This is a genomic window from Glaciecola sp. MF2-115, assembly GCF_047250385.1.
In the GTDB taxonomy this organism is placed as follows: domain Bacteria; phylum Pseudomonadota; class Gammaproteobacteria; order Enterobacterales; family Alteromonadaceae; genus Glaciecola.
Genome location: NZ_JBLBVM010000041.1, coordinates 1 through 19,240, shown reverse-complemented (window position 1 = coordinate 19,240; position 19,240 = coordinate 1). Strand labels below are relative to the sequence as shown.

General features: G+C 40.3%; 16 protein-coding genes and 1 pseudogene. 8 read left to right on the top strand and 9 right to left on the bottom strand.

Annotated elements, in window-relative coordinates:
• Positions 1-138: 138 nt before the first annotated feature.
• Complete coding sequence (locus ACKLNX_RS04210; protein WP_412971342.1) at positions 139-1,737, bottom strand: amidohydrolase family protein; 1,599 nt, start codon at positions 1,735-1,737, stop codon at positions 139-141.
• Between the two features lie 295 nt (positions 1,738-2,032).
• On the opposite strand from ACKLNX_RS04210, the gene ACKLNX_RS04205 reads away from it, so the two are divergent.
• Entirely contained in the window at positions 2,033-3,157 is a 1,125-nt protein-coding gene (locus tag ACKLNX_RS04205; protein ID WP_411693071.1) for an alkaline phosphatase D family protein, read from the top strand.
• A gap of 61 nt (positions 3,158-3,218) precedes the next feature.
• On the opposite strand, the gene ACKLNX_RS04200 is transcribed toward ACKLNX_RS04205, so the two are convergent.
• A complete protein-coding gene (locus ACKLNX_RS04200; protein ID WP_412971341.1) occupies positions 3,219-4,064 on the bottom strand; it encodes a LysR family transcriptional regulator in 846 nt (281 codons plus the stop codon).
• A 381-nt stretch (positions 4,065-4,445) separates the two neighbouring features.
• Between ACKLNX_RS04200 and gcvT the strand changes: the two genes are divergently transcribed.
• The 4 genes from gcvT to ACKLNX_RS04180 all read left to right on the top strand — a co-directional run bounded on the left by gcvT (position 4,446) and on the right by ACKLNX_RS04180 (position 10,514).
• Positions 4,446-5,528 carry a glycine cleavage system aminomethyltransferase GcvT gene (gene gcvT / locus ACKLNX_RS04195; protein ID WP_412971340.1) on the top strand — a complete coding sequence of 361 codons (1,083 nt, stop codon included), beginning with the start codon at positions 4,446-4,448 and terminating at the stop codon, positions 5,526-5,528.
• A 131-nt stretch (positions 5,529-5,659) separates the two neighbouring features.
• The gene (gcvH, locus tag ACKLNX_RS04190; protein ID WP_412971339.1) at positions 5,660-6,049 is read left to right on the top strand and encodes a glycine cleavage system protein GcvH; all 390 of its coding nucleotides are present in this window, start codon (positions 5,660-5,662) and stop codon (positions 6,047-6,049) included.
• 161 nt (positions 6,050-6,210) lie between these two features.
• A complete protein-coding gene (gcvP, locus tag ACKLNX_RS04185; protein ID WP_412971338.1) occupies positions 6,211-9,135 on the top strand; it encodes an aminomethyl-transferring glycine dehydrogenase in 2,925 nt (974 codons plus the stop codon).
• A 1,094-nt stretch (positions 9,136-10,229) separates the two neighbouring features.
• Positions 10,230-10,514, top strand: a complete 285-nt coding sequence (locus ACKLNX_RS04180; RefSeq protein WP_412971337.1) for a hypothetical protein — start codon at positions 10,230-10,232, stop codon at positions 10,512-10,514.
• A gap of 81 nt (positions 10,515-10,595) precedes the next feature.
• On the opposite strand, the gene ACKLNX_RS04175 is transcribed toward ACKLNX_RS04180, so the two are convergent.
• The 3 genes from ACKLNX_RS04175 to ACKLNX_RS04165 all read right to left on the bottom strand — a co-directional run bounded on the left by ACKLNX_RS04175 (position 10,596) and on the right by ACKLNX_RS04165 (position 12,892).
• Positions 10,596-11,906, bottom strand: a complete 1,311-nt coding sequence (locus ACKLNX_RS04175; protein ID WP_412971336.1) for a M56 family metallopeptidase — start codon at positions 11,904-11,906, stop codon at positions 10,596-10,598.
• A complete protein-coding gene (locus ACKLNX_RS04170) occupies positions 11,903-12,295 on the bottom strand; it encodes a BlaI/MecI/CopY family transcriptional regulator (RefSeq protein ID WP_412971335.1) in 393 nt (130 codons plus the stop codon). The genes ACKLNX_RS04175 and ACKLNX_RS04170 overlap by 4 nt, the downstream gene beginning before the upstream one ends.
• A 126-nt stretch (positions 12,296-12,421) precedes the next feature.
• Positions 12,422-12,892 (bottom strand): hypothetical protein, encoded by a 471-nt coding sequence (locus ACKLNX_RS04165; protein ID WP_412971334.1) that lies wholly within the window; start codon positions 12,890-12,892, stop codon positions 12,422-12,424.
• Between the two features lie 58 nt (positions 12,893-12,950).
• Here ACKLNX_RS04165 and ACKLNX_RS04160 point away from each other — a divergent pair.
• Positions 12,951-13,238, top strand: a pseudogene (locus ACKLNX_RS04160) (FadR/GntR family transcriptional regulator); the annotation flags it as partial.
• 126 nt (positions 13,239-13,364) lie between these two features.
• Here ACKLNX_RS04160 and ACKLNX_RS04155 read toward each other — a convergent pair.
• The 4 genes from ACKLNX_RS04155 to ACKLNX_RS04140 form a co-directional block, all read right to left on the bottom strand.
• Positions 13,365-14,576, bottom strand: a complete 1,212-nt coding sequence (locus ACKLNX_RS04155) for a M56 family metallopeptidase (protein WP_412971333.1) — start codon at positions 14,574-14,576, stop codon at positions 13,365-13,367.
• Positions 14,569-14,946 (bottom strand): BlaI/MecI/CopY family transcriptional regulator, encoded by a 378-nt coding sequence (locus ACKLNX_RS04150; RefSeq protein ID WP_412971332.1) that lies wholly within the window; start codon positions 14,944-14,946, stop codon positions 14,569-14,571. The genes ACKLNX_RS04155 and ACKLNX_RS04150 overlap by 8 nt, the downstream gene beginning before the upstream one ends.
• A gap of 441 nt (positions 14,947-15,387) precedes the next feature.
• Positions 15,388-17,079 (bottom strand): M56 family metallopeptidase, encoded by a 1,692-nt coding sequence (locus ACKLNX_RS04145; RefSeq protein ID WP_412971331.1) that lies wholly within the window; start codon positions 17,077-17,079, stop codon positions 15,388-15,390.
• A 2-nt stretch (positions 17,080-17,081) separates the two neighbouring features.
• On the bottom strand, positions 17,082-17,459 hold the full coding sequence (locus ACKLNX_RS04140; protein WP_412971330.1) for a BlaI/MecI/CopY family transcriptional regulator: 378 nt from the start codon (positions 17,457-17,459) through the stop codon (positions 17,082-17,084).
• 520 nt (positions 17,460-17,979) lie between these two features.
• Between ACKLNX_RS04140 and ACKLNX_RS04135 the strand changes: the two genes are divergently transcribed.
• Positions 17,980-18,351: a DUF3775 domain-containing protein gene (locus ACKLNX_RS04135; RefSeq protein ID WP_412971329.1), complete on the top strand. Its 372-nt coding sequence runs from the start codon at positions 17,980-17,982 to the stop codon at positions 18,349-18,351.
• A 249-nt stretch (positions 18,352-18,600) separates the two neighbouring features.
• A complete protein-coding gene (locus ACKLNX_RS04130; protein ID WP_412971328.1) occupies positions 18,601-18,975 on the top strand; it encodes an antitoxin Xre/MbcA/ParS toxin-binding domain-containing protein in 375 nt (124 codons plus the stop codon).
• Positions 18,976-19,240: the final 265 nt, after the last annotated feature.

Genomic DNA, 19,240 nt, shown 5'->3' with positions numbered 1-19,240 from the left:
AGTGCCTTGTTTTGCTTTCAATGTGAGTGCCACTGCCGACGAGCTAAGGAACTAGCTCAACGAAACGACAGTGGCAATACGATGTATGGCTAATTAATAGCTTTGTTAACTATTAACTTCGCTACTTGCTCGGCTCCGTTACTTGCTCTCTTTCGCTGCTTTGACCATTACTTTTACGTCATTTAATAGTGCTTTGGCATCATACACAATGCCATCTTTGATGGTGTAATCAACGCCACCACGGTTAGTAGGCTGGTTGTTCTCATCAAGTTGATAATGACCTGTGCCATAAAGTACCTTGAAGTTGCGTAATGGGTTTTCTTTGATTATGACCATGTCGGCTAGCTTGCCAATACTAATCGAACCAATTTCATCGTCCATGCCGAGTGCTTGAGCGCCATTTAAAGTTGCTGCTTGGATCACTTCATAAGGATTGAAGCCTGCCTCACGCAAAAGCTCTAACTCGCTAATGTAACCAAAGCCGTATATCTTATAAATGTAACCCGAGTCAGACCCTGTAGTCACGCGACCGCCGTTGTTTTTAAAGTCATTTAGAAACTGCATCCAAATACGGTAGTTTTCTTTCCACGCAATTTCTTCATCAGTGGTCCAATCAAACCAGTAAGAACCGTGTGCATAACGACTTGGTGTAAAGAAATCCCAAAGAGTCGGCAGGGTATATTCATCGTGCCAATCAGCATTGCGCTCACGCATCAAGTCACGGCTAGCTTGGTATATAGTCATCGTTGGGTTAATAGTGAAATCTAACTCGATAAGTTCATCACGCACTTCATTCCATTTATCCGAACCGAAGGGTGCAGCTTGTTTCCATAATTTACCTGCTTCTGAGAATCGGTCTTGTTCGTTGTTATAGTTGTAAGTTGCAGGGTAATTTTGAATGACTTGCTCTTCAAACAGCGCCTCTGGCAATCCATACCAATGTTCCATTGTGGTTAGACCTAGTCTAGCTGAATCGACAACATTCATGCTCATCACGTTTAGTTGCGCATGATGCATCATCGTACCTAAGTTTTGTTTCTTCGCTTCATCAAAAGCGGCTTTCATTACTTTAGGCGTTGCGCCAAAGAACTTGATACCTTTTGCGCCTTGCTTGGCTGCTTTCTTCACCCACTCGCGTGCTTGTTTGGCTGTATAAATGGGCTTATCACTGCCCATTCCAAAGCCTAAATAGGGAACAATTCGTGGTGCTACGATAGTGTTCTTTTCACTACGTTTAACGTGGTCAAGTACCCAGTCCAAACCGTTGAAACTACCCGGTTCGCGCACAGTAGTAATACCGTGACCTAACCATAATTTAAATACATACTCGGCAGGAATGTTGTCTGCAGAACCTCCAATGTGACCGTGCATATCAATAAAGCCCGGCATTACGTAGTAACCAGGGAGAACCATTTCTTTGTCGCCGTCACGCAATTCAGGACGATTTTTTGATTTAATGGGTACGCCTGGGTGACCTACATCGACAATTCTAGTAATACGGTTTTTTTCGATCACGATGTCGACAGGACCGCGTGCAGGAGCGCCTTCACCATTCACAATAGTTACTGCCCGCAAAATGAGTCGATTATATGGACCATCTCCTTCACTGGATTGTTTGTTTGGCGCAGAGGCTCCGGGCGCTGCAAATGCTGTGCTTACACTTAGGCTTAATGCCAAAGAAAGAATGCCAGCAATAACTGCTTTGTATGAAAAGAGAGACGTAAATTTAGTTGTCATGGTTCCCTACCTTTTTATTGTTTTTGCTAGTATACGACGAAAAGGCTGAATGGTCATGACAAGTTCTAGAGCCTCTTTTCCTTGCTTATTATCCTATATTTGGCGTATATTTTTGTTTCACTTGAAAGCCATTATCAGTAACTGATCAGTATTAAAGCTGATTTTGCTAGTTTTTTGCACTGTACTTTAGGTTCGTTGCTAGCAATTTTTGCGTTTCTCTTGTGCAAAAATAATTTCGTTTTTAACAAATTTATTTCATTTTCCTCTACAGTTACATATTAACAAGGATGTTTACATGCTTCTCAATAGCAGATATTTTTTAATAATCTTCAGCTTATTTTCTCTACTTTCAATAAACGGCTGTGCAACAAAACACGTCCATGAAACAGCATTAAGAGACGAGGTTTTCACCCTTGCTTTTGCCTCGTGTGCTCGCCAAGATCAGCCTCAGCCTATATGGAACGAAATTGCTAAAGTTAATCCTGAGGTGTTTTTGTATATTGGCGACAATGTTTATGCTGACGTGTATGAGGTTGATGGTAAAAGAAGAATGCAACCTGTTAATTCAAAGGCTCGCTTTGAGGCTGCATATGCAGAGGCCAATAGCATTCCTGAGTTCGCGGCATTCAGAGCCCAAGTTCCGATGATGTTAGGCACTTGGGATGATCATGATTATGGGAAGAATGATGGTGGAAAAGAATTCGTATTAAAGAAAGAAAGCCAAGAAGCTTTTTTAGATTTCTTTGAGTTTGCAAAAGATGACCCAATTCGCCAGCAAGAAGGCATTTACCATTCTCGAATCGTTGAGGACGCGGGACGTAAAGTTCAAGTGATCATGCTTGATACACGTTACCATCGAGACGAGTTAGTGAAAAATCCTGCAGGAAGGCCCCAAAACAAAGGACCGTATTTGGTAAACCAAGATACAAGCTCTACGATACTGGGTGAAAAGCAATGGCAATGGTTGGCGCAAGAGCTAGAAAAACCTGCAGATGTACGCTTTATTGTGACCAGCATTCAAATCGTTGCATACGAACATTCATGGGAAGGTTGGGGATTGTTCCCGCATGAACGTGATCGCATGTATCAACTAATCTCAGATAAAAAAGCGAATGGCATCGTATTTATCAGCGGTGATCGTCATCTAATGGAAATTTCAAAAGATGAAGGTCAACTTGGGCATAGTGTGCCTTACCCAATTTGGGACTTCACTTCTAGTGATATCACTCGCAATTTTTCTGTGGTAAATGAAGATAATAGCTTCAGACAAGGTGCCGTTGTGCGTGACACTAATTTTGGTGAAATAATTGTAAATTGGGCTGACAATACGCTTGATTCAAATATTGTTTTAACAGCTAAAGATCGCAATGGTGATGTGTTGAACCAACAAATCCTTAAATTGCGAGATTTACAGTTGTAGTTTGTAAACATAGAAAGAAGGTTAGATGTAGCTTGTTTCATATCTCCTTCATTTATCCCTTTTAGGTAATTCTTGACCGAATATAGTCTGACAAGGTTTTGCTAACTTGGGGATGCTGTGTATCTTGGTTAAACAAGCAAATTTTAATTTTACCTAACGGCGGCAATCGTTTGTTTTTGAGAATCTCGAGCTCTGGCGGTACGCTACTTTTTGCTAATACCGTAACACCAAGACCTTGTTTGATTGCGGCGATAAGTCCATATAAATCGGCATTGGTATAGCTGATTTTCCATGCATTGGTTTGTTGCTTTAACTGCTGAATAACGCGTGAACGATATACGCAGCCATCTGGCGCAAGCACGAGTGACAAGTTGCTGGAGTTAAGCGCTTGTTTTGCATCGCCGACCCAAACTAAATCATCCTCAATGAGCAATTCGCCTTCCATTGGTTCTTCTGGGTTTACGAGGGCCAAAATTAGGTCGAAGTCTTTTCTGTTGTTGGCGTTTAGCAAATGTCGACTCAGCGCTGAGGTAACGTCAAGGGATACATCAGGGTAGCGAACGCTAAATTCGCCAACAATACTCGGTAATAGTCTGGTGGCAAATTCTCCTGGAATGCCAAGCCTTAGGCGACCTCGTAGTTGCCCATCTTCTAAACGACGAAATACGTCGTCATTAATCGCAAGCATTTGCTTTGCTTGGTCGTAAAGCCATTGGCCATCGGCGTTGGCTTGGTAGCGCTGTCCGACTTTATCGAAGAGTTTCTTTCCGAGTTGTCCCTCTAGCTTTTTAATTTGCAGGCTGATTGCGGGTTGCGATCGACCGAGCAATTCGCCAGCTTTGCTATAACCGCCAAGTTCGATGATGCTGACGAAGGTGCGCAGGTTGTCTAGTGATAACTGTTTCATTTGCTTCTCATGTTGTTCTTTTCCGAAATCTCGTCACCTTTTTTAAACTCGTTTAGTGCATCTATTCCGAACCCCAAGTGCTGGCTTTGAGGGCTAAAAAGGCGCTGCGAGCACGTCCGTGTGGCGCTTGGCAATCGGCGTCCTGCCGATTGACACTTTTTAGCCCTCAAAGCCAGCACTTGGGGTTCTAGTTTTGTGCGCTGGCGTTTGGTTTCGTTTCTTCGAAATTATTTATTTGTTTAAATTTTTATTATCAGCAGTTCAAATGCATTCGCTATAATACATTTAAAAAACAAATGTATCCATTAGGACTTTTAATTGGATATTCTGCTATTGCATTTCTATACTTTGCTCATTGTTTTTTAATTAGAGATACTGCAAATGAATACAACGGCACTTCATGGCGCTCACATCAAAGCTGGCGCAAAAATGGTTGATTTTTTTGGTTGGGATATGCCAATCAATTATGGTTCACAAATTGAAGAGCATAATGCTGTTCGTCAAGATGCTGGTATGTTCGATGTATCTCACATGACAATTGTTGATGTTGTCGGTCCTCAAGCGAAAGAATATTTACGTTACTTGTTAGCAAATGACGTTGAGAAACTTCAGGTTAAAGGTAAAGCTCTTTATAGCGGCATGCTGAATGAAGAGGGCGGTGTTGTTGATGATCTTATCGTGTATCACTTCGAGTCAACTAACTATCGTTTAGTGGTAAATTCTGCGACTAAAGAAAAAGATTTAAATTGGTTGAATAAAATCGCTGATGGCTTTGATGTTTCTATTAATGAGCGTGATGAATTCGCTATGATTGCGGTGCAAGGGCCAAATGCTCAAGCGAAAGCGCAAAGCTTATTCTCTGCAGCTCAAAAAGAAGCGGTCGCGGGTATGAAGCCGTTCTTTGGCGTGCAGGCGGAAGATTTATTCATTGCTACTACAGGCTATACGGGTGAGGCAGGCTATGAAATTATGGTCCCTGTTGCACGCGCTGAAGAATTTTGGGACAGATTATTAGCGGCAGGCGTTGTTCCTTGTGGTTTGGGTGCTCGTGATACTTTGCGCTTGGAAGCAGGTATGAACTTGTATGGCCAAGATATGGATGAAACTGTTTCTCCTTTAGCGGCAAACATGGCTTGGACTGTTACTTGGGAACCTGCTGATCGTGATTTCGTGGGTCGCAAAGCATTAGAAGCGCAAAAAGCTGCGGGCCATGACAAGTTAGTAGGCTTGGTAATGACTGAAAAAGGCGTACTTCGTGCAGGTCTTAAAGTAATTACTTCGAATGGTGAAGGTGTTATTACTTCAGGTACGTTCTCGCCAACGCTAGGTTACAGTGTAGCGATGGCTCGTGTTCCTGCAGGCACTGAAATTGGAAGTACCGTTGAAGTTGAAATGCGTAAAAAGTTAGTGACAGTGAATGTCGTAAAAGCTGGCTTTGTTCGTAACGGTAAAAGCGTTTTATAAGCAATATCTATAGACTGCCAGTTTTTTAGCTGGCAGTTCTTTTAAAAAACTATTGATCGTTCATTGAAACGTGCTCAATATGGCACAGCCAAGAACAGACATTAATTATTTAACAACAGTTAGGAAAGATTATGAGCAATATACCAACAGATTTACGTTATGTTAGCACTCACGAGTGGGTTCGTTCAGAAGGTGACGGTATCTTTACTGTAGGCATCACTGAGCACGCACAAGATTTGCTTGGCGATATGGTGTTTGTTGATTTACCAGACGTTGGCGATGCAGTTATCACTGGTGATGACTGTGCTGTTGCAGAATCTGTAAAAGCAGCGTCAGATATCTACGCGCCACTTACGGGTGAAGTGATTGAAGTTAACGAACAGCTAGAAGACTCACCTGAGCTAATCAACTCTGATGCTTTTGGCGACGGTTGGTTGTTTAAAGTCAAAGCTGAAGATCCAGCTGAAGTTGAAGGATTGATGGACGCTGAAGCATACGGCGCTTCAATCGACGAAGATTAATATTCGCTTCAGGCTATTTGTGATGTGAGTTGAAGTAACTCACTTTCAAGCTAATAGCCACAGCTTTTCATGCTCAAACCGAGCTTCCACACTTTGTTTAATGACATTGTGAGAAGTTCGGCTTTCTTATTTTTAAATTTTTGTTTTTAGGTCGCTTGTTTATGAATAATTCAAATACACCCGCTTCGTTGTTGGAACTTGAACAACCAAACGATTTTATCCGCCGCCATATTGGTCCAGGCAAGGGTGAGATGGAAGAGATGCTGACCTTTGTTGGTGCTGATTCACTTGACGATTTGATGAAGCAAACTGTTCCTGCTGGTATTCGTTTACCTGAGCCATTATCAATTGGTGAAGCGAAAACAGAGGTTAACGCTTTAGCAGAGCTCAAGGCTGTTTCGAAGAAGAACGTGATCAATCGTTCGTTCATCGGCATGGGCTATAGCAATACTCACACTCCTAACGTGATTTTACGAAATGTGCTTGAAAATCCAGGTTGGTATACAGCGTATACTCCTTATCAGCCAGAGATTGCGCAGGGTCGTTTGCAGGCCATCTTGAATTTCCAACAAGTCACCATTGACTTAACAGGCCTGCCTTTGGCATCGGCATCTTTGCTTGATGAAGCAACCGCTGCAGCTGAAGCAATGGGTTTGGCAAAACGTGTTTCTAAAAATAAAAAATCAAATAGCTTTTTCGTATCAAACGGTGTTCACCCGCAAACACTCGACGTAGTTGAAACACGCGCAGAAATGTTTGGGTTTGAAGTCATCGTAGGCGACGCTTTCGAAGCTGCTCAACATGACGTCTTCGGTGCATTGTTACAATACCCAAGCTCGACAGGTGAGATTAAAAATATCTCGAAAGTGATAGCTGACGTGCAAGCCAATAAAGGTATTGTTGCGGTTGCATCTGATCTGATGGCATTAACCATGTTAACACCTCCAGGTGAGCTTGGTGCCGACGTTGTTCTAGGCAGTGCTCAACGTTTTGGTGTGCCAATGGGATACGGTGGTCCACATGCTGCATTCTTCGCAACACGAGACGAATACAAACGTTCTTTGCCAGGTCGTATTATTGGTGTTTCAAAAGACACCCGCGGTCGTCCAGCATTGCGCATGGCATTACAAACGCGTGAGCAACATATCCGCCGCGAAAAAGCGAACTCGAATATTTGTACGGCTCAAGTACTTCTTGCGAACATGGCCTCGTTCTACGCGGTATACCACGGTCCAGTTGGCCTAACGACCATTGCAAATCGCATGCATCGTTTTGCTGATATCTTAGGTGCTGGCTTGGTAAGTAAGGGTATTGAATTAGCACATGACACTTGGTTCGATACACTGACTGTAAAAGTGCAAGATAAAGAAACAGTATTAGAAAAGGCTCTCGCCAAAGGCATGAACTTAAGAGCCGATCTTGAAGGCAGTGTGGGAGTCAGTTTAGATGAAACGACCACTCGTCAAGACATCCTAGATTTGTTCGAAGTCTTCTGTGGCGAAGGTCACGGTTTGGATCTTGAAGCTTTAGATCAGCAAATTATCGAAAACGGTTCAAGTTCTATCCCTCAAGACTTGGTTCGTACAAGCGCATTCTTAACGCACCAAGTATTTAACAGCTATCATTCAGAAACTGAGATGTTGCGTTATATAAAATCACTTGAGAATAAAGATTTAGCACTAAACCACAGCATGATTTCTTTGGGCTCTTGCACAATGAAGTTGAACGCTGTTGCGGAAATGATCCCGGTAACATGGCCTGAGTTTGGTCAACTGCACCCATTCGCGCCAGTTAACCAAGCACTTGGTTACAAGCATATGATTGATGAGCTGAGTGAATGGTTGATAAATATTACAGGTTACGACTCGCTTTCAATGCAACCAAACTCTGGTGCACAAGGTGAATATGCTGGCTTACTCGCTATTTCTCGTTATCATGCAAGCCGCGGTGAAAGCCACAGAAACGTATGCTTGATCCCGCAGTCTGCTCACGGAACTAACCCAGCTTCAGCTCAGATGTTGAGCTTAAAAGTAGTCGTGGTTAACTGTGATGCGAAAGGTAACGTCGATCTTGCTGACCTTCGTGCAAAAGCAGAAGAAGTGAAAGATAACTTAAGCTGCGCCATGATCACATACCCGTCCACTCACGGTGTATATGAAGAAACCATCAAAGAAATTTGTGACATTGTTCACAATTATGGTGGTCAGGTTTATATGGATGGCGCGAACATGAACGCTCAAGTGGGCGTAACGTCTCCAGGCTTAATTGGCTCTGATGTTTCTCACTTAAACTTACATAAAACATTTTGTATTCCACACGGCGGCGGTGGCCCAGGCATGGGTCCAATAGGTGTGAAATCACATTTAGCCCCTTTCTTGCCAAGCCATTCAGTTATTGGCTTGGAAGCCGGTGGAACGGGTGAAAACCTAGGTACTAACGGTGCGGTTTCAGCAGCGCCATGGGGCAGTGCATCTATTCTTCCAATTAGTTATATGTACATCAAGATGATGGGTAGCGAAGGCTTGAAGAAAGCTACGGAAGTCGCGATGCTTAACGCCAACTACATTGCTAAAAAGTTAGAAGGTCACTACCCAGTTCTTTATAAAGGAAATAACGGCCGCGTTGCACATGAGTGTATTATCGACCTACGTCCATTAAAAGAATCATCGGGTGTGACAGAAATGGATGTAGCCAAACGTCTTAACGATTACGGTTTCCATGCGCCAACAATGAGCTTCCCAGTAGCGGGCACGCTGATGATTGAACCAACAGAATCTGAAGCAAAAGCTGAGCTAGACCGATTCATCGAAGCAATGGTGAGCATTCGCCACGAAATTGCAAAAGTAGAATCAGGTGAATGGGACCCAACGGATAATCCATTACACAACGCACCACATACACTAGCTGATATGTGTGATAGCAACTGGAACAGAAGCTACGACCGTCAATTAGCCGCTTATCCGGTTGATGCTGTCGCTAAAGACAAATTCTGGCCAACAGTGAATCGTATCGATGACGTGTATGGTGATAGGAATTTAATATGTTCTTGTCCGGATTTGGATAGTTATAGGGATTTTGCTGAGTAGTTGACTGGTAACATTATAGTTTGGGAACAGTTCACAAAGTTTGGGAATGCCATTAAAGTTTGGGAATGCAACATTAAAGTTTGGGAAATATTGCCACGAATTTTATGAGAAGGGCCGAAAGGCCCTTTTTTAGGTATTATTAGGTGTCGATCTGTTATTAAGATTGTGACTACTTTTTGAAATGGTGCGCTTTAGTGCACCATTTTTGTTTCCGCATTTTCCAAGTGACTACTTACTATTTTCCATCAATTATCTATTGAACATATTCTCCGGATTCATTCGTCACTTTAATATACGAGTGTCCCATTTGAATTGCTCCTTTGAAGTGGCTTTACCAGTAGCTGCTGCGGATGTTGAAGGATTCATTTTCTTGAAGTCTGATATCATCGATGATCTTCTTCCGACTTAGTAGTCATTAAGTGTTTACTAGTGGTAATCAAACAATAGTTAGCAAAAGGTGATGACTATGAGTAAACACTATTTGTTTACCAAGTGAGGATTCATCGACCGATACAGTTGTCAAACTCTATCCGCTCAAACAGGCAGTTACCTGAAGTTGAGTTTGAGTGTGAAATAACTGCAATGCCCTCGATTAGCGATCACATTAGTTTTTTAAGTGTTGTTACCATAAAGCCCCATTTAGCCATTTTGGCTGACCGTCGCTTGCACGGCAATTGCAGACAGTCGCCGAATTTTATTGGAGGGCTCTGGAAAAAACTTAACACGTTGGAGTTTTGAAAACCCTACAACATCAAAATAAGCCACTTAAGCAGAAAAGAGGACATTATTTGAGATACACTTTTCAGTAATCTAATTTCAATACGATTAAAAATCAGCGCTTAGGTCAACTAACCCTCATGTTTACGACGGTTTTGGCCGCCGTTATTACTATGCCGTAATAGTAACCGCAGAAAAAGTGGTGGCAATTATTATCAAAAAGTTGGTAAGGTATTGAAGATAATAAAGTATAGATAGTTTATTTAATGACGGCATCCCGCTATCGCTATGAAGTCCTCATAAGAAGTTATTATCAATAGCTTTGTAGGTGTAAAATCCTTCATTTTTTTGCGGATGAGGATGGCTATATCGATTTATTGGCGCTCGGCTCTGTTTTAGGTTTAGGCCAGAGGAAAGTCAACTTAATCGTAAATTTTGACTACGTTGGCATGGGCAGTCCATCAGGAGAGCCGTTTGTTGATGTATTCCCGGTAGACGCTGATGGTTTTCCCGACTATATCAATAGCCCCATAGATACTTTAGTAACACCCGCTATGGTTAATCAGGTACCAGTGCATGGGAGAAGTACCTTGTTGTTACTTGGGTTCTTAGCTTTGTTAGGAAGTAGGGTTCAACGCCTAAAAAATAAGACGCGGAGCTAAAAACGCAGTTTTAACCAGTAAATCAAACGATATCGTTAATACTCAAGTGTTTACGGTATCGTTTAACATCAAACTGAATATTTATGGTTGAGGTATTGGCTTTTCGGTTTTGACCGGCTTCAATTTAATAGAGTAACCGCTCTCACTGACTTCCCTATTGTCAATTTCTATATAAAAATATTGGTCAAATCCTGTGTTCAAAGTTGGCTTTGCAACGGCTAACTCAGTACCTTGATTTTCTTCTATTAACACGACAGTTACACGTGCCATTTCACCCTCGTCCTCCACGGTTATTTTTAGAATGTGCCCAAACGTAGTGTCATGGATAAAGGTCTCTCCAAAACTAGCCCAATAGCTTAATTTTCCACTTAAATTATTCTCAGTATCCTCGGATAATGCCGTTCTAATATTATAAATTACCTCAACCAAGGTACCGATTTCTCCATTAGCTTTATCTGAAACCTTTTGAGTACTTTCTCTCATCAAATTACTGTTTAGTGACATGGCAATCACGCTGGCAGAGACCAAGGCGAAACCAAATGCTAATATCAAAGAAATTAAGGTTCTTTTTACTGTAGTCATAGCGGATTTTTCCTGTAAGAGTTGTAATCGTTGAATATTTTGGTTTCCTGTCGTTACAGCGGGGCTGACAAGGTGACTCTGTTGATAAGAGTTTTTTAGCATAAGTTTTGCGAACAATGCTGAATACTCGTTAACACCTGTAATTTCACTAGTTTTTCGATCACATTTAGCTTCAATGTATAGCTGATTAATTGCGGCTAGTTTTCTCACAAATGGATTGAACCAAAAAACACACTGGATAAACCGAGTAACGAATAGCTTCAAATTGTCGTGATTTTTGGCGTGACATTTTTCATGTTGTATCACTAACTCACAAAGCTCATCATCACTGAGTGATTGAGCGACAAAGACTTTGGGTGAGAACACCCCAAGTAAAAATCCAGCCTGAGGTATATCGGTTCTAAACACCGGGATACCATGTTTTTCACTTTCTGGTTTTAAGAACCTTGTTGAATTGTGACCTTGGAGTGCTTTGGTGAAAATATAATGGCGGTAGATAATTCGACAAAAATTTGCTAGTCCAATAACACTGAAAAGCCAGAATAAGTTTGAAAACCAAGGAATCTGCAATTCCGCCAAGTGAATTTCTTGCATCACTTGATTGGAGACTATCATTGGAGTTGCAGATAATAATATTGAGTTTGATATCGTGTTTGGTATTGCGTTGCTTATCAACGAAAATGGGACAATCCAACACAGTAAAGCAATTGCGCTCAGTATATAGTTTAAAGTAACTCTAGCTTTCGCAGAATACACTATGGCTATAACGAGCATTGAAATACAAACGTTGATGGTGAAATATTCAATCATCGTTTTATCTCTTTCTTACGCTCTTTAAGTATTTTCTCTAGATATTCAATATCAGATTCAGTGAGTTCAGTTTCACTTATTATATGAGCAGCTAGTGGCTGACTCTTTCCCATAAAAACACGATCGATAAAATTCTTCACCATCGGTAATCTTGCTTTTTGTTTTTCTAATATTGCGTCATAGAATATTGTTTTCCCCTCTATTTTTGTGCGTTTGATAGCATTCTTTACTTCGAGACGATCAATTATTGTTTTAACAGTAGAGTAGGAGACTTCTCGCTTGGTTTTTATTGATCTATGCATTTCTGGCGCTGTTAGAGTGCCTTGCTCCCAAAATATCTGCATGAGTTCGAGTTCAAAATCGGAAAGTGAAATAGGTTTGCTTAACATTGGTCGCCCGAATTGTTGGTATTTTTTAAGTAGTTGAGATTACACTACAACTGTAGAGATCATGTTAATCTACAACTGTAGAGAATGCAACATTGATTCAGAAGGATGCTTTGATTTTATTCATGCTTACTGCCGCGAGCACAAATCCTCACCAATACCTAAATTATCAAAACAACTCACTGGTTGTGGCGAGGTATTAACTGGGGAGTATTTTATGATTACCGTATCATTTGGAGTTGTGAGTGGAGCTTCAAAATTAGTTTCTCGCGGCACACTAAAAATGGCTTTATTTAGAAGTGCGCCATCACTGTCGACTAAAAATAAGATACTGTCCGACATAATGGCTATACGTTTAATATTCGCCCGTATTGTAAATTGCGAACCGCCTGATTGAGCTAGGTCTGAGCCGGTTTTATTACTTAAAAGTTTGTTCAAACAGGCGCGACGGGCGATTTCTGGGGTCTTTCCGGTAGCAAATATGTCACGGTTATTATAGGCGACCATACCGTAACCTTGTAGATTTCCATTACTGTCTTTTAGAATGCTGACGTACGTAGTAACGCCATTTACGTTATAAGGTTGTGGGTTCGAAGCCATGTAGTCTGCTTCTTGCACCGCTCCTTCCATTAGAGTATAAGAAGAAGAAAAGCAGCCTAATGCGTTTGAAAAGGCCGACCAAAAGTTTCATTCTATTATTGCTAACGCCTGTCAAAACAGTGCCATTTCGTCGGTTGTTGATTGGCTATGGCAACTGCGAAATGAGTCTACCTTAAGTACCTCGTTTTTAAAACGTATACGCGAAGAAGGTGTTCACCCCTCAATTAGCGAACATAAACGTATTTTGCTTGCCCTAGAACAACGTAATCCTGAAAAGGCACGTATGGCAATGAAAGATCATATTGATTTGTATGCCGACCGTCACCTTCATGCCTTTTTTGCCTGATTAGGTAAGCTCGTCATATTGTATTTTTTGCCACATTATAACGGGCTCCAATACGGCATAAGGGGACATATGCCGCTCAAAGGTGTTTACTATTAATTGTAGCAATCCATTAATACTCTTAACCATTCAATCAATTGTTTTTAATTCAGCATAAGAAGAAGTAAGTTGTATTGATTCAGCGGTAGTTTTGACCGACATAGTGTTTAAAGATATCTCGAAGTGAGATGTAGTTACCTTCACATCGCCTTCAAAAGTATTTAAGCCGTTACCAACAGTTTGTGAATTAGACTGAATTTCTGTCATTTGACCATTTGGTATTTGGATTATTACATTTCCAAAATAACGATTAATGCCTGTTTGAGAGTTCACTTCCACCCTTTCTGCCTCGATAAAGAATTTTTCATTAGTTGTTAAACTTTCAAATTGTGGCGGATTTTTTGTGCAGGCAGATAAAAGACTTATCAGTGTAAAAAATCCAACAAATAATGCAAGCGTGGTGAATTTTTTGTAAGGTTTAGCGGCGTTAATTTGGTTTATTCTTTCGCGTATCATATTTTTAGCTCCATGGTTTCCAAACGTCAAGTGCGTTACAAACACTGGCTGTCTTTCAAATGTATTAACCAATGCATGTGCGTACTGTTGTTTGTCAAAGGTGGTTTTATCAAGTAAAACCGCATAGTCACAAGAAAGCTCTTGGTCTTGTTTAAATTTACGTAACGCGAACCAAGAGAGTGGGTGAAACCAATACACACTGGTTAAAACGAGTGCGCATAGATTCCAAAAAATATCACCGCGAGCGTAGTGATGACGCTCATGTGCGATGATGAGTGCCTGTTGAGACGGGTTATAAATTGATTCAAAGTTTGCTGGTAAAATGAGCTTTGGTTTAATAAAACCAAGTAGCATTGGCCCTGTTACCTTTTCACTTTTAAAAATAAGCAACTCATTCTCAACCGTCTCATCAACTCTTTGCTTTAATCTTAGAGGTGAAAGTGACGGGCTTATGCGGAGGTGAAAAAGCAAGTGTGATACAATCATCATTGATAGCACTATCGACACGCCAATAATCCATACGATTAAAAACCAATTTGTACCATCAAACGTAGGCACCACAGATGGAAGTAAAGTAACTTGATAAAAGGGATTGTTCGTGTTTACTTCAGCAATAAACATGTTGTTGATAGGCAACAGCGTGACACCAAGCAACAGCGGCACCAATGCCCACATTTGGTAGCAAAAAAGCGCCCCCATCCGCGACAGCAAGTATTTGCGCAAGAGTAATAAAACAATAAGCGAAATCGTTAGTGGAAAAAGACTATGGGCAATCATGCTAGTCATTTTTATCCTCCCACTCTTGAATTAGTTTCTTCAAATCTTCAATATCGTCCTTTTTGAGGATGTCATGAGAAGCGAAGTTAGCGACTAATGGTGAAACTTTTCCATCAAACATTTTGCTCAAAAAGTGTTGGCATTTGCGCTTCACATAATTTTCTTTTTCAATTAAAGGGGAGTATTTGAATGCCCGGCCGTCCTTCTGATATGAAATGGCTTGCTTTTTTACCAAACGGTTTAGCAAAGTATTGACGGTTTTAGGATGAAACTCTTTGGTCGTGTTCAAACGCTCCAAAATGTCTTTTGCGGTAGCTGGATGAGCGTCCCATATTACGCTTATCACTTCATATTCAGTATCTGATATTTCCGCTTGCATATTATATCTCTTACAATTGTAATACATTAAATATTACACATGTAATAGGTTGTGGCAAGTTTTTTATTTTCGCTAGGACAAAATATAGTGAAGTATCTAATAATATATAAATCAGCAGCTTTTCAAACATCTACCTTCAATTAAGGCCCTATTGTCGAACAGCGCTTTAATAAAATGCTAGGTAGCTCCAAGTTACATATTTTCTGAGTGGACAAGTTGTTCGTCTAGGTTCCTTTGAATTATGAAAAACCGATTGAATATGACAAGATTATCAAAATCAGCAACGGCAGGAAACTGCCCTTTTTTGCCTGATTAGGTAAGCTCGTCATATTGTATTTTTTGCCACATTATAACGAGCTCCAATACGGCAAAACGGGTCATACGCCATTACTATCGATATATTTCATATAGTCATAACGCACCGTAACTGGCCTAAGAACTTCACACTTCAGGTAGATACTGAAGAACCGGAGTTCCTAACGTTGGTAAATCTGGTTTCCCGCCAACGATTCCATATGAATCTTTTAAAATGCCGTTTACTTCTGTGACCTTTTCACTATCAGCTTGTTGAATATAAGCTTCCCGCTTTAAATTTAAAGCTTCAATTTTAACGTTTTGGTTTTCACTAACAGAAAGTATTTTGTCAACATTAGCAATCACGGCGCTATAATTTGCAGATGCTAATTGAGCATGCGCAATCAAAAGTAGCGTCCCATCTTTTGGTTTTGGCTGCCGCTGGGCGACATCAACCATTAAGTCTGTCGCTTTCTCAGGCATGCCCATTTTAATATAAGCCAATGCCACATGATGTTTTAAAAATAGTTCTTTTTCAATGGGCCGATCAGGAAATATATCATCATAGGTCTTAGGGATCTCGTCAAAACGCCCTCGTTTATCTAGTAAATATGCAGTAATGGTAAAGCCCATGATTCCTAACGAGCGCTCTAGTTGATTATTTGGGTGCGTTTTCCTTGTTAAGTTCCACTCAGTCAACGCTTGCAAAACACCGTCTATTGTTTCAGGTTCTTCGCTTTTAGCGTTCTGCGCTGCAAGTAGTAGTTTGTCGATTAGTCCGTTATACATTTCATCGTCACGATAGAGAGCGTTCTTTGCACGATGATTTTGTTCACTATCTATTTTAATAGCTTTGTTTGCCGGTGTGTTTTCTTGATAACTGACTGTAGCTGCAACAAAGCTACTCATGCCTAGTGCAATGAAAAGAACGACTAGATACTTAGATTTCATTTGATGCTCCTTGCTCAATGTTTGTAATCTTTTAATATTGAAATTTTTGCTATTTTTTATTGTCACCGTTGCTAAATGATTATTGGATGATTTCACTTCCGTGAGAAAGATTTCGGCCAAATCACGGGGATAGTCTCCGTCCAATTGTTCATTGCATTTCTCATCGCAACTGAGCTCTATTTGCTCTCTCGCAACCTTCGACAGTGTTCGCACCACGGGATTCCACCAAAACAGACGTTGCATGAAGGCAAGACACCACATCCACATTGTATCATTTTGCAGTATATGATTGAGCTCGTGAGTAAGGATCGTCCTAGTTTTCGCATCATTTTGATAGCTTGGATTGAGCCAGACAATTGGCTTGGTAAAGCCTGTGGACATAGCTACACCACAATTATTTAATAAGCGTATTGGCACCCCATGGCTTTTTAAAGCATTGTTATGCCAAAGACTATTATCTTGGTGGGAGTGCTTCGTCCAGAGCTGAAGTTGAGTGCGATAATTCACGATATCTTTGATGAACAAAACCATACCAGCAGCAAATACAAACAATAAAACTGAGATATCCGCGACTAGCGCTTGTATGACGTTTTTAATGGTATCTATTACGGAATTTTCTGATTGCGCAACGGATATGAGGTTGCTTTCCGTTTGCAATGCTCCGGTATTTTCAAGCCAAAATAGTGGAATAATCGTGTCTATATCAATAGGACGAATTGCATCTGACACTATAGTAATAGTAGATACTAGATGCCAAGGAATGAGCCAAGCTATTAAAGCCGTAAGCGCTACGTAAAAACGTATTCTTGCAGGTGAATTCTTCAATAAGACTAACACCAAAAATGCGATAAAGCTCAGGATGAAATTTGTTACAAAGTAATCTGCCATATCTACTTCTGCGCCTCGTTTTTTCGTTCGGCGATAAATTTTTCTAAATCCAGAATGTCCTCTTCAGTCAATTTGTCACTGTTAATTAAATGAGCCATCAAATGGCTTGTATTCCCATGAAAAAATCGCCTTACCAAATCTGGAATTAACCTCTTAGATATATCTTCTTTTTTAATATTCGCGGAATACATAATAGAACGCCCAACCAGCCGATCACGATGTATCGCTCCTTTTTTTTCAAGACGATCAATAATCGTCTTTACGGTGTTGTATGCAACCTTTTTATCCTCGCTCACCCATTTGTGTATAGCTGGTGCTGAGCTAGATCCTTCATCCCAAAAAAATTGCATTACATCCAATTCGAATTCACTTAATTTCATATTGTATAGCGCCTTATAACTACATTTGTAGTAGCTAGTTACTACAAATGTAGTTATTGCTCCCGACTTTGTCAAGAACTTTAACAAAGAGAACTCAACGGCTCCTATTGAGAGATCACGTTCCAGTCACGTTTTATTCAATCGTATAACTATAATTCGCTCATAATGGAAGTCGTTAGTAAAAACAACTATGACCGCTAACTGCCCAAAACGGTCTATCATGCATCAGGTTCTCAAGAGTAAAAAACTTATACTAATTTGCTCGAAATTTTAATAGTCTATGTTGTCTTTAGGCTCACAGAAACTTTTCAGAGAACTTTTGCTCAACAGCTGCAAAAGAAGCAGCTCGGTCTATCAAAACCCAACCAATACCAGTTGTTTTTATCATAGACCAAATAAAGTATTAAACAGAAATAAAGGAAATAATTTATTGAAAATAACATTAAAAATGTAATAGTTATAATTTACAATAAAATCAATAGGGTAGAACATGTTGCATGTAACGACGTATATTTAATTTATGATAAACTTTAGTGATTTTAAGTGTTTAACCAAACCAGATATTCATAATATTATCGATTTAGCAGAAAAAGCTAAGAACTCAAGGTCAATTAGCACGGGTACTAAATCAAATTTGAGTGTTAAAAGAGCGACTCTTGAGGAACTGGATCTATTAAATAAGCTAAAAGGGATGACATTTCAAAAGCGGGTAGAAGTTTGCGCTCTCATGTTATTAGGCCGATCTACAAAAGAAGAAGACACTGAGCCAGTTAGTTTTAAAGACCTCATTGAAGAGTCTGAGCGGGTCGGAAAAGAAGGTATTGTTCATTATTTATTTGAAAAGCCATTAGACGATTATCTCAGGGACGGTCTACTGAAGACGTTTCCCTAATGATTGGCAATCGACCTAAGGTGATCGTGCTTTGCTGGTATCGTTGTAACTACCACCTTAATTAAAGCACCACACTAGCGTTTAAAAGTTCGTGACATGTAATTAGTGCAAGTATAAATATCAGCGCTCAAATATATACTATATTGAGTTTTCGGCACTTTTTGCACGCTACTACTTTTGGCTTATTTCGAATTCTAATTTAAAATATTACAGACCAAGGTAAAAACAAGTTTGATATGAGGCTAAATCATGTTCAATACAACTCAAAAACAAATACTTCGCGGTGTGAACGTTGCTAAGGTTGATGTGCTTGCTAAACGTTTTTCAGTCAGTATAGAGGAAATGGCTAATATTTTGGGCGTTTCTCCGCGCGTGTTACAGAAGAAAAGCGCAGGAAAAACACATATCCTAGATAAAAATCTTTCTGAAAGGTGTATAAATCTTGATAATTTATTCAATCTTGCTGTCAATTATTTCGGGTCTGAAAATAGTGCATCATTGTGGTTTCGTAACGAAAATATAGGACTCGGTTCGGTGACACCATTTTCGCTTTGTGAAACATTTTTTGGTATGCAATGTGTGGAAAATACTATCATTAAATTGACGTATGGGATGACTGCCTAGCCCAAGCTGACTGAAGCGCATATTCCCTTGTTGGGATCTAAACTGTATCCCAAACTTTATCTTGGTGTTAGTGATTATAAATATCAGCTCCCAACGTCGTATTATATTTACCAAGTGCACAATATTACCGAAATACTAATCCTCTAATAGTTGCAACACTCCGCATTCTTTCACCTTATTATTGTCATTGCAGGCCTCAACCATTTCCGCAAGGGTGGACTTCAACTCATTAAGTTCAGCTATTTTCTGGGATACCTCAACCATG